Annotated in this window: 10 protein-coding genes and 2 tRNA genes; 5 read left to right on the forward strand and 7 right to left on the reverse strand. The window is 38.6% G+C overall.

Annotated features, from left to right (window positions below; all coding sequences use genetic code 11):
• Positions 1–24: 24 nt before the first annotated feature.
• Complete coding sequence (locus K401_RS0119000; RefSeq protein ID WP_024294442.1) at positions 25–1,038, forward strand: siderophore ABC transporter substrate-binding protein; 1,014 nt, start codon at positions 25–27, stop codon at positions 1,036–1,038.
• A 279-nt stretch (positions 1,039–1,317) separates the two neighbouring features.
• On the opposite strand, the gene K401_RS0119005 is transcribed toward K401_RS0119000, so the two are convergent.
• The 3 genes from K401_RS0119005 to K401_RS0119015 form a co-directional block, all read right to left on the reverse strand.
• On the reverse strand, positions 1,318–1,905 hold the full coding sequence (locus K401_RS0119005; protein ID WP_024294443.1) for a hypothetical protein: 588 nt from the start codon (positions 1,903–1,905) through the stop codon (positions 1,318–1,320).
• Between the two features lie 1,012 nt (positions 1,906–2,917).
• A complete protein-coding gene (locus K401_RS33645; protein ID WP_024294444.1) occupies positions 2,918–3,553 on the reverse strand; it encodes an Ltp family lipoprotein in 636 nt (211 codons plus the stop codon).
• 299 nt (positions 3,554–3,852) lie between these two features.
• Positions 3,853–4,239: a helix-turn-helix domain-containing protein gene (locus tag K401_RS0119015; protein ID WP_024294445.1), complete on the reverse strand. Its 387-nt coding sequence runs from the start codon at positions 4,237–4,239 to the stop codon at positions 3,853–3,855.
• 784 nt (positions 4,240–5,023) lie between these two features.
• On the opposite strand from K401_RS0119015, the gene K401_RS0119025 reads away from it, so the two are divergent.
• Positions 5,024–5,476 (forward strand): helix-turn-helix transcriptional regulator, encoded by a 453-nt coding sequence (locus K401_RS0119025; protein WP_024294446.1) that lies wholly within the window; start codon positions 5,024–5,026, stop codon positions 5,474–5,476.
• 700 nt (positions 5,477–6,176) lie between these two features.
• Here the strand turns inward: K401_RS0119025 and K401_RS0119035 are convergent.
• The gene (locus K401_RS0119035; RefSeq protein ID WP_024294448.1) at positions 6,177–6,869 is read right to left on the reverse strand and encodes a hypothetical protein; all 693 of its coding nucleotides are present in this window, start codon (positions 6,867–6,869) and stop codon (positions 6,177–6,179) included.
• Positions 6,870–7,218: 349 nt separating this feature from the next.
• On the opposite strand from K401_RS0119035, the gene K401_RS0119040 reads away from it, so the two are divergent.
• On the forward strand, positions 7,219–7,506 hold the full coding sequence (locus K401_RS0119040) for a hypothetical protein (RefSeq protein ID WP_024294449.1): 288 nt from the start codon (positions 7,219–7,221) through the stop codon (positions 7,504–7,506).
• 212 nt (positions 7,507–7,718) lie between these two features.
• On the opposite strand, the gene K401_RS0119045 is transcribed toward K401_RS0119040, so the two are convergent.
• A tRNA-Val gene (locus K401_RS0119045) sits at positions 7,719–7,791 on the reverse strand.
• A gap of 65 nt (positions 7,792–7,856) precedes the next feature.
• Entirely contained in the window at positions 7,857–8,495 is a 639-nt protein-coding gene (locus K401_RS0119050; protein WP_024294450.1) for a CatA-like O-acetyltransferase, read from the reverse strand.
• A 541-nt stretch (positions 8,496–9,036) separates the two neighbouring features.
• Here K401_RS0119050 and K401_RS0119055 point away from each other — a divergent pair.
• On the forward strand, positions 9,037–10,332 hold the full coding sequence (locus tag K401_RS0119055; RefSeq protein ID WP_024294451.1) for a LysM peptidoglycan-binding domain-containing protein: 1,296 nt from the start codon (positions 9,037–9,039) through the stop codon (positions 10,330–10,332).
• A gap of 246 nt (positions 10,333–10,578) precedes the next feature.
• Here the strand turns inward: K401_RS0119055 and K401_RS0119060 are convergent.
• Positions 10,579–10,652, reverse strand: a tRNA-Pro gene (locus K401_RS0119060).
• Positions 10,653–10,781: 129 nt separating this feature from the next.
• On the opposite strand from K401_RS0119060, the gene K401_RS0119065 reads away from it, so the two are divergent.
• Positions 10,782–11,564 (forward strand): HAD-IIB family hydrolase, encoded by a 783-nt coding sequence (locus K401_RS0119065; protein WP_029695096.1) that lies wholly within the window; start codon positions 10,782–10,784, stop codon positions 11,562–11,564.
• Positions 11,565–11,566: the final 2 nt, after the last annotated feature.

The following is an 11,566-nucleotide window of genomic DNA, read 5'->3' on the forward strand; positions in this document are numbered from 1 at the left end:
ATAGTATTGAAAGGAGATTCAATTATGAAAAAAAAGGCAGCTGCAATGTTACTAGGTCTTGCCATGACCATATCCATGACTGGCTGCGGAGGGACTGACTCCGCCAAGAATACTTCCGCTGCGCCAACTTCCCAGGCGGAAAGCAGTGCTGCAGCGGAAAGCAGTACTGAGGCGGAAAGCACGGAACCAAAGGAGATCACGGTAAAACATGATCTGGGGGAAACAACCCTGACAACCGAACCTAAGCGTATAGTTGTATTTGATTACGGCACACTGGATGCTCTGGATTATGCGGGGATTGATGTGATCGGTCTTGGCATGGGCGGCAATCTGGCGGAACACTTAAGCAAATTTTCCGGTGAAGCATATAAGGTTGCAGGTTCCTTACATGAGCCTGACTTTGAAGTGGTGAACGAACTGAAGCCTGATTTGATCCTGATCAGCGCCAGGGCAGCAAAGTCCTATGAGGAGCTGTCTAAAATTGCACCAACCGTACATATGACAATGCCTTCCGCCAATTATTTTGAGAGCTTTCAGGCAAATCTGAATATTCTTTCTCAGATTTTCCCGTCCAAAGCTGATGTATTCTCCAAAGCGGCAGAGGAAATTAATACAAAAATCAAAGCGGTTAACGAAAAGGTAACAGCTGGTAAATGGAATGCAATGGTAATCATGGCAAATGACAGTGAACTGAGCGTTTTCGGACAGGGATCCCGTTTTTCAATTGTATATGATGACTTTGGTTTTCAGGTAGCTGACGATCAGGTTGATGACTCTACCCATGGCCAAACAGCTACATTTGAATATCTGGCTGAAAAGGATCCTGATTACCTGTTTGTTATAGATCGCGGTGCTGCCACCGGCGCTGCGGAAGCCACCGGCGCCCAAAAGCTGCTGGATAATGAACTGATGAATGGAACGAAAGCGGCGGCAAATGATCACATCGTTTATCTGGATTCCACAAACTGGTATGTTGTATCCGGAGGCATTACGGCTACCAATGCAATGGTTGATGAAGTGGCTGCTTCTTTAGAATAAGGTTGTGCCAACTCAGTTCTAAAGAAAAACTGAGTGATTCAACAAAAAATAAAAGCACCGGAAGTCATGGTATTTACATGGACTTCCGGTGCTTTTGAGATGAATAGAAACGGAGATAACAGGATTACAATCTGATATGTAAATCATATAACAGAAAGGCTGCCCCATAAAAGGGGAGGAGCCGGCAAGATTGGGTGAATCCTGCCGGCTGCAATTATAATCAGGATAAAGCGATAGCCAGCAGGCTGACTGAGGTCTGCTGGCAGTATTGGATACAATTTATATTGTTTGAATATGGAAAGCGTCAGCTTGAAGCGGAATATCCCCGGTTTCAATATTGGAATGAGTCACGTTTACTAATAAACCGGGGCGAAGTGAACGAAAGGGGACAGAGTTCCCATTTCTATCGCGAATCGAAGTGGTATTGCTGACTAAAAAATTTATTTGATTTTCTGTATTGTAAGGATCAGCAAGATAGAAATAATAACCTTCAATATCTACGTTTGTGATATGGCCTGTAATGGAGTCCAGCGGCGGCTGATTGTAACTTCTTGCGACAATTAAAAAGGCGTTGGATTGGGGCGGAATGCGTCTTTCCATGATTGGCGAAAATAAGGAGTCTACCAGCATGCCTTTTTGGATGTCGCATAAGCACATATGTTGGCCGGATGAATTTAAAATGGCAGTCTCAAAGCTTACATTAAGCCTTAAGAATTCAGATACAGTCTGATTTTGTTCAGTCCTGGCAAAGATAATGTTTATATATCCGGTAGTTTTACTGCGGAGGAAAACTTCTGCAACCATTGCATTATTAACTTGCAGTATTCGTCCCAATTGTGAGATTGTACCTAAATCACTTATGGGCATTGGCGGCCTCTTGGGATTTTTATTAATCGTTATAGTATATGTGTTGATTCAAGATACATGTTATTTTTTGTCAAACAAAGAAATGGTAATAGATTGAGATAATAATCAAATGAAAATCGGAAGAAAGAAACTCACAGGACGGCCTTAGCAGAGGCCGCAATGGTCAAAAAGGCTTGGTTCATTTAACCTTATCGGCGTTGATGCCGGAATATACATGTACGAGTTTGCGCCATAATTCGAGGCTGGGGGCGTTAAGGTTTGTGTTCTCAAAACGACACTTATCCACAATAATGTGGAAATAATTGTGGATTGATTGTTAATGTCTGAAAATACGACACAATAATACAAATTATTACAGGCTTACAACCGTTAGTTATACACAGAGCGGAAGGAAAGTGTGTTTGTGAGCAGACAATTATAATTAATACTCTGGAGCCATATCGAACTGAGAGTAGTACCAGATTGTTTACAGACACCGTTTTGGGGCTGTTGTGATAGTCGGCAGGGATTGTATAGCGTATTCTCGCATTTACAGTCTGACTACATGGATTTTTGGTATAGGAATGTTAGAAGTTGATGGATTCATCAATAGAGAAAGTTTCCAGTAAAGGAAGGGTTACGGCAGTAAGCGAAGGGTTAGCTTAAATACCGCAACGGATGAAGAGGGAAACATGATTGTTCAGGTATATGTAAGAGTAAGAGAGTAATTGACGTTAGTTTGAGAAACAAATTGTATGTGAAAGTGTTATTAATATAAAATAGCGGGTATCCGGTATTCCGGGCCCGCCAATTTTATTAAATGTGCTGCATTTTGTGCCGCATATTAAAAAATGCAGCACGGCAGGAGAAACCAATCTGTTTTTGAGTATATAAATAACGCCCCTTGCCAGGACGCTCCGAAAATGATATAATTCACTCGTCTAAGGTGATATATCTTTCTGGGCTTACCTGGTAAGAGAAAATCTATGTAAAGCCGTTCGGTGTTGGTAGCACCGGGCGGTTTTTCTATTTGTTAATAACCTACGGCAGTAGCACCGTATTCCGCCTGATCTTGGGTAAATCCCTCATATTTCAACTGGTCTATTAGTGAACCTCGTGAAAAAGAACTCATATCTAAGTAGGCCTGTGCCTTTATTGCAGCTTGTTCATTCCAATCTGCTCCGCAATTATCTGCTGCGTATGTCGCATCTTCTGTAGAGAATTGTTCATATTCTAATTGTTTAATTAAACCGCTATAAGAGAATGCTGTGAAACTTAGATAAGATGCAGCTTTTGACAGGGCATTTTTTTGCCCCATAGTCAATTCTGCAGTTTCTTTTTGATCCGGAGCAGAGGTATCTGCTGTAGGTGAGGAATCAGTTCCTGACTCAGAAGCATTTGGCACAGCTGAGGTTTCAGTTTCTGCCTGCATTTCTGTTGATTCTTCTTTTTCGGACACTATTTGATTTTTTGAACTAGTATTAACTGTTTCATTGCCTTTACCAGCTAAACAGGAGCCAAGTAAGCCAAGCGCAATAAATATTATAATGGCTGTAAGGCATCCTCCCAATCCTTGTTTTTTTCGGCACTGCGGACAAACTTTAGCCCCATAAGGAATTTCTGTTTTACAATGCTTACAAATTTTTGTTGTTGGTTTTTCTTTTCCCATACTCATTTCCTTCTTTCTTTTGTTCATATTATTAAAAAGCCATAGGCTATTTAATCAGCTGTCATTTGTTACATGGCCAGTTCTATAGAATCGACATTCTTATTACTAAAATCATCATTGGCAATATGTAAAAGAGCGTGCTGGTACGCTAGCATTTGACGTTCCTGGTTCAGTCTTGAATTTATTATAATAGTAAAACTCCCATCACTATTAGAGATCACTTGTTCCTCAATTACGCTATCCAAATCTAAAAAGTAAACTCCGATTGCTTCTGTGAGTAATGGGTGTATTCATTTACGTCAACACCCTTCATCATTATATTTTTCTTCCTGACGTTTCAGAGACTGCATAAAGTCTATATGTGCTTTTAGCCTTTCAGATGACAAGTCCTTTGCAGCATAGAATAATGACCGCAGATCCGGATTTTCAAAAATCTCCTGAGCTATTTTACAGGTTTCCTCGTTAGTATAGTAATACTCTCTATCATCTCTCTTCACGGTTCCATTCATAAGATAATCTACTGTGACCCCTAAACGATTGGCTAATTGTTGTATTTTCGTAGCATTAGGCGTGCTTTTTCCAAGTTTGCTGATATATCCCTTGCTAAAGTCAAGTTCTTGTTCAAGCTGGTTCATTGAAATATTATTTTTCTTGCATAATTCTTTGATACGCTCTTTTAAGTCCATTTTGCACTCCTTTAAACATCCTGAAAAAATTGCATAATCATAGCAATGAATAATGTGTGGAAAATTTTGGTAATTTTGATCGACAACCTAATCATAGAATATTTTCAGAAGCAAGTCAATATATCTTGGCGGTTTTTTCAGAACTAAAAATGGAGGTGATTTTACAAAACAAGAAGAGAATCAAATAATGGTATACGATAATAGATGAAATTTCATGATGAATTGATCAGGATAATTGATATATGCCGGAAGAATGGAAAAGAAATCCCAGGAGCTGCAACTCACAAGGAATTCATGTAACTGAAAATTAATTGACATCCCTATTTTGAACGGGCTATAAAGAAAAATGCCCTCAAGATTAGTATGAGGACATTTTTCTGACCTAGGTTTAAGCTGTCAACAATACTTCATTAACAACCTATTGTTATTTCCGCATTGCCATCCATAGCTTGACACCTCCGTCTATAATGATGTGTTTTTTGATGAACACAATATTATTATGAGCATAATCTATAAAAATATAATGGTAATAAACAGTAAATTAAAAAATGGAAAAGTAGGCTAAGGGAAGTGGTTAAACCAGTAACTTAAGATTTAGTTAATTTGTTGTACATTGATAACTTAATATTGATAGTTAGTAGAGACTGCAGTATCCTTAGGTTAGAAAATCAAAATTCAACTCTAAAGAATGTTAAGAAAAAGTGCATAAGTGCAGACTATTACTGGTAGATTTCTTTCTATATACTGATATACTTATCTTATATTAAATTTGGAGGTGGAATTGATGAACTTAGGAAGTAATTTGTTCAATGCACGAAAGAAAAGAGGGCTGTCACAGGAAGAAGTTGCAGAAGAATTAGGAGTGAGCAGACAAACCATTTCAAAATGGGAACTCGACGAAACGCTTCCTGACATACGCCAATCAAAAAAGTTGGCAACTATATATGGTTTATCTTTAGATGAACTGATAGAGTTTGATATTGATTTAAAGGAAATACAGCAGGTTATTGAAAAGACCAGTGAAGAAAAGCAACAGGAAATTGATTGGACAAAGGTGTGGGGTGAAAAGTATCCGATTTTAACAACTTATCAGCAAGAGGTTAATGTTAATGATTATATTCCTAAAATAAGAGAAATGCTATATCACTTGAAAAAGGAATATGGATATAATGATACAGATGCTTTTTTGGTATTCAAAGATATTTTAGCTAGTGTCTGGAATAACAAAGGAAATTAAATATCAATTTAATACAAATAAGAGGTCAATTAACTACTAACTGTGAAATATTAAGTTAGTAGTTTTTTAATGCAGTAAAACTGAAATATGACGGCTCATTTCAATAAGTGCAGTGCAAATTCAACATCTTGTTTTTTAACATAAAATGTATAGGATAATTTCAGTTTATTTGTTCCTATTCCCGCATGGGGAAAATCGAATGGATTTCTGGCAGATAAGTCGCTCACTTTAACTTTAAATGCTATATTATTTTTAGAAAGATTTTCTTGAATCCGATTTTTATCAACTGAATCATATACAGAGGTCAACCGAGACCAACGAAAGAAGTTAATCATTTATACATAAACCGCCTTTCAATTTATAATTACAGTGTAGAAAATAATTTAAAGAATATCCAGAGGAAGGTGACAAATTGAGCAGTAAAAAAGAGCATGCAGCCATGCTTTCTGCGGAACATGCCAGGGCTACAAAACAGAATTACATCCTGTAAGGACTGCCTGCCATGACCTTCTCAGTAACGATATTGGATACTGGTAAGATTGGTACTTTTTAGACAATACGGCAGGCGGAGTGCTGGTGAGAGTCTGTTAGCATAGCTGAGGGATTTGTTCACTGTTAATATGGACGATTGATCTGGATAATGATATTTAAGCAAAAAAAAAGCCCGCCACAGTAGGCGGGCAACTTTAATAACTATAAATTATTGTAGTTCTTTTAATGTATTTAAAATTTCTTGAACCTTTGCCTGAGTTTCAGGGATGTACATGGCACAAACAACAAACGTTTTATAGCCCCGGGTGCAATTGTAAAAATCAAGGCTGATATTATCCTCGTAAAGATATCGAGTCTTAGTAGCTGCAAATTCACCTAGTTGGGTGTTGGTTTTGTCAATAAAAGATAATTTTCCTTTTATGCCATCAATAAATCCTGCTTCAAAAGCGGCTGCCCATACTTGAGGGTCAAGATGTGCAGGTATTATATAATTATTAAATGAGATTAATATGTTTTGCGAGGATATATCAAAAGTTTCTGTATTTCCGTCAAAAGCAGTTGTGGCTACATCGGAGGGAATTTGAAGAGAATATCTAATTTCTGTATTGGTGAAAGTACGGTAGGTTATTACATTGGAAGTGTTTGGATCTACCCATTTCCCAGAAGCATCAAAAGTATAAACTATACCATCAATGTTCTGCGTAGTGTTTATGAGCATTATGCCATTTGCATCTAAATAGTACCAGTTTCCCTGATCCTCAATCCACTGGCTTGTTACCGGTATTCCATTCTGGTCGTATTTCCACTGACCATTAGCCTGCTGTACCCAACCGGCAAAGGACTGAATGGAGAAGAGATATGAAATACAGGCTGTTATTAAAAGAATTTTTACTTTTTTCATACAAACCCCCTATTGTAAGTTTTTGTAATTATTATACATTAGAGATGAGGAGATTGCAATAAAATGGAGTTAAGATGGCAACGGAGCCTGTGACACTCACGCCAGATCAGGACGGCGCTTTTTAATCTCTGAGATCAGTGAAATATTGCTATTATAGTTTGGCAATTATAATTGATTCATACTATTTGTGGTATTGTTTTATTTTTTGCTGTATCATTTTTGAGTTGCAGGTGCCCCATACACAACAATTGCAACTGATATAACAGGCACTGCCTATACCGATAACGACGTTACCAATGGAACTACATATTATTATGTTGTAACTGCAATCATAAACGGAAGTGAGGGGGTGGATTCTAATGAAGCTTCGGCCACTCCGACAACTTTAGTTGACCCAAACCAGCCGACTGGCGACAAGGCTCTTCTTGTAATCACCATGGTAACTGGCGAACGAAAAGAATATGAGATGACCTCAGATAAAATCAATGACTTTATGATATGGTATAATGGCAAAGCTGCATCAAGCCCGACCTATATGATTGAGAAGAATCACAATAAAGCATCGTTCACAAGCCGCAAAGATTATATTGCATACGATCAGATTTCATACTTTGAAGTAAATGAATATAATAATTAATGAAATTGTTGTGTCAAATCAGTAATTAGAAAGGCGGGTATCCGGTATTCCGGGCCCGCCTTTTAAATGAGTGAATTATATCATTTCCGTGTGATGTCGTATTATATTTATGGGTATTTACATGCCTTATTCAGCAAATAACTGTAAAGCATAATATTAAAGAACCCCAGTATTTACAAGGAGTTCTCGTATTTACTAGGGTTCAAAAATAATGGAGACAACAGGACTCGAACCTGCGGCCCTCTACACGTCAAGCAGATGCTCTCCCAGCTGAGCTATGTCTCCATAAAAGCATTTTAACTGAAAACTTAAGAAAAGGCAAGCGAAATTATTCCAATAATTCAAACATTTTACACCAGCCAGTCCATGCGGTGGCAACTGCTTTGAAGTCCTGAATAAAACTTTGAAATATGGAGTCCATCCATGAGTGCATGATTCACCAGGACCGATACCGGTATTTTTATGTCTCCTTCTGAGGTGAAATACTTTCCCCAGGTGATACGAGGGTTGCTGTCCGCAGGAACCGGAACCGGCTGAACGATGGAAGTATAGCTTACCCAGGGAATGCTGGAAAGGAAAAAGCGTTGGTCTTCATCCTCACCCTCTGCAAGAGTCTGGCTCTGCCTTGCCAGTTCCTGACGCTGCTTGGAATCCTTTAGAAATTCATCAAAGGGCAGCCGGTCATCTGCGGTGCAATAGCAATAGCTTTCGTTTTCCAGTGCCAGGGTGTAGGAAGAAATGCAGTGATCATATTCAATGATCCCGTTTCCACGGAGACGGCGGCGGAATTCCGGGATAGAGTTAGCAGTCCGTGCCGCCGCGTATAGGAAAGTCAGGTAAAAAGGCAGCCCTTCTTCTTTGATACAGCTCATAAAATCTGTAATATCCAGATTCACAGTCATACCTACATATGGATAAGCGAGATTGCGGAAAAGGTCAAACTGTTCCTTTCGCGGATAATGTTCCATGTCAAGTTCATAATAACTCATAAAACACACCTCCTGGATTTCATAAGTCGATTTAAGTGAATTACGTTAGTGAATTACGTTAGTGAATTACGCCGCAAAGCCCTTGGCAGAGCCAAGGTAATTTCACAATTATAAGAAGACCATATTTATTTCAAGTTATTTCAATGCTTTCTCCCTATCATAGGTTTGGTCCACCGAATGGTCCACTTTTTTAATCCTTTGGCAATTGCCAAGGATAATAATTTTACCACTTGTTCAGTTATTCTTCAACAGAAAATTTTTTCAAAAATTCAGCACCATCTGGTATGGCTGACACCTTAGCCTCATCAGAAACTTCCAGTTTAGTATCAGCAGATACGGTTACATCTGTGACTTCTTTGTTCAGTACAACGGCGTTTTGGTGTTTTCGTGATTAAGTATTATGTTTGAATAATTTTTTCAATAGAATATATGTTTCCTTATTTCGTATGCTATCAAGAAATTATGTAATTGTTTGTAATATATTGTCATGGGCAGGTAGTATTGGCATATAATAGAATTAATAAGATTATTGAGGGAAGCCATGACCACACATGTAGTTGAACCCGACGAAACGATCTATTCAATCGCAGAGCAATACAATGTCTCTGTTAACAGATTAATATTAGAAAACGGAATTATAAACCCTGATAATTTAGCAATTGGTCAAACTATTGTGATTGTTCAACCGGAAATACTCTATACCATCCAAGCTGGTGATACTTTGGAGAGTATTGCAGAGCGGTATGATGTATCAACAATGGAATTATTAAGAAATAATCCCTATCTTTCCGATAGGGGAATGCTGTACGTAGGTGAAACCATAGTGATCAAGTATCAAACAAACAAAACAAGAACAATTACCACTATTGGCTATACCTTTTCATACATAGATAAATCTGTTTTAATAAAAACTCTTCCCTTTTTAACTTATTTGACCATATTCAACTATAGAGCTACAAGTGAGGGTGAAATCATCTTCAGATCCGACGACACTGAACTTATCCAGTTGGCCAAATCTTATGGTGTTGCACCCATGATGCTCGTTTCCACTATGTCGGAAGAAGGAATAGTCAGTCCTGAAGTGACCTATAATATTTTAAATAATCCCTCTGTGCAGGTCAGCCTTATTGAGAATGCTCTTCATATAATGAAAACGAAAGGTTTTTATGGTATTAACATATATACCGAAAACATTACTTATAACAACATAAATAGCATTGCAGAATATTTGCAGAGAGCCTCTGTGATGTTTCATTCAGAAGGATACAAGATAATGATTACCATATCACCAGCTACGAATATTGGTGATTCCAGCGTTGGCTTTGAAAAAATAGATTATTCAAGGTTATCTAAATTTGTAGATGCGGTCATATTTGCTTCATATGACTGGGCAAGGACTTACAGTTTTCCAAGCGCAATTTATCCAGTTAATATCTTAAGAGATTTATTAGATTATATGGTTAATACTATTCCTCCTGAAAAAAATTATTTAGGAGTTACTTCTTTAGGTTATGATTGGACACTTCCATATGTTCCCGGTGCCACAGATGCTGCCGCAATAACCTATAATAATGCGGTACAAATAGCAGCGGAAAACGGCGTACCAATACAATTTAATGAACCAGCACAGTCAGCTTACTTCTACTATACGGATAGCGATCAGAATCTGCATGTAGTATGGACTAAAGATGCAAGAAGCTTTGACGCAAGGGCCGGTCTGGTGGCAGAATATAATTTCCACGGCATATCTCTATGGACGATTATGAGATTTGATGCCCAAATGTGGTTTGTTATAAATACTCAGTATTACATAGAGAGACTCTTGGGTATTGACTAAGCAGTCATATGTTTTTGCTGCCACCTAGGTTGATGTGATTGAGATTAAAGAACTGTCTTATGGCTCAAATATGTAAAGACGATTGGTTACCATCGTCTTTTTCTTTTTGTTCGTCACGTTGCATTATGTCGATATTACACACAAACAAAGAGTTATTTCAACTGTATTCGAAAAATGAGGGGAATTTTAAGACGAAAAAAAACTGGAAACCTTGTAAAATAAGGTATCCAGTATTTCCTATTTTGATCGGAGTAACAGGATTTGAACCTGCGACCTCTCGGCCCCCAGCCGAGCGCGCTACCAAGCTACGCCATACTCCGTTTCCTTGACACATATGGTATTATAGCAGAAAGTTTCGGATTGGTAAAGTATATTTCTTGAAAAAATTTCAAATTTAAGATATTATGGTAAAGAAAGATTATTTTAGGAAGAAAAAAAGGTGAAAATAGATGAAACCGATCGTGAGCTTTGATGTAGACATGACATTACTGGACCATAAGGACTGGACAATTCCTGCCAGCGCTTTGGAAACCATAGAAAAGCTGAGAGAGAATTACACCATAGTCCTGGCGACGGGCAGAGATATGGATTCTGTTTTCAGTACCGGGATCCGGGATATGGTAAGGCCGGACGCGATCATCCATCTCAATGGGACAAAGGTGACTGTTGGAGATAAAGTCATTTATGAACATACCTTTGATAAGGAGCTGTTGGGAAAGATTCTGTCTTATGCGGAGAAAACTCCTCACAGCGTGGGTACCACCGTGGGGGATCTGGATTATTATGTCCATCCGGAGGTAGTAAAAAGACATGACACAAATCTTTGGGGAGAATGCGGAAGAAGATTCGAAGATCCAGGAAAGCTTGTGGAACTGGAAGTCCGCACCATGGCCTATATCGGGGATGAAGCCGGTGCAAAGGCCATGGAAGAGGAGTTTCCGGAGATCCATGTACATATGTTTGCCGATAAAAAGGGAGCAGATGTAGTGGAACGAAAGGCCTCAAAGGCCATGGGCCTTGTGAGGCTATGCGATTATTACAAAATCCCTCTTACGGAAACAGTAGCCTTTGGAGACAGCATGAATGATTACGATATTATAAAGCTGGCAGGAAGGGGAATTGCCATGGGCAATGCCATGGCTGAGCTGAAAAGAGCGGCTGATTATATCACGGATCCGATTGATCAGGAGGGAATCAAAAAAGCCTGCCTGTATTTTGGAATGATCCGATAGGA

The sequence above is a fragment of the Lacrimispora indolis DSM 755 genome, from assembly GCF_000526995.1.
Taxonomy (GTDB): Bacteria; Bacillota; Clostridia; order Lachnospirales; family Lachnospiraceae; genus Lacrimispora; species Lacrimispora indolis.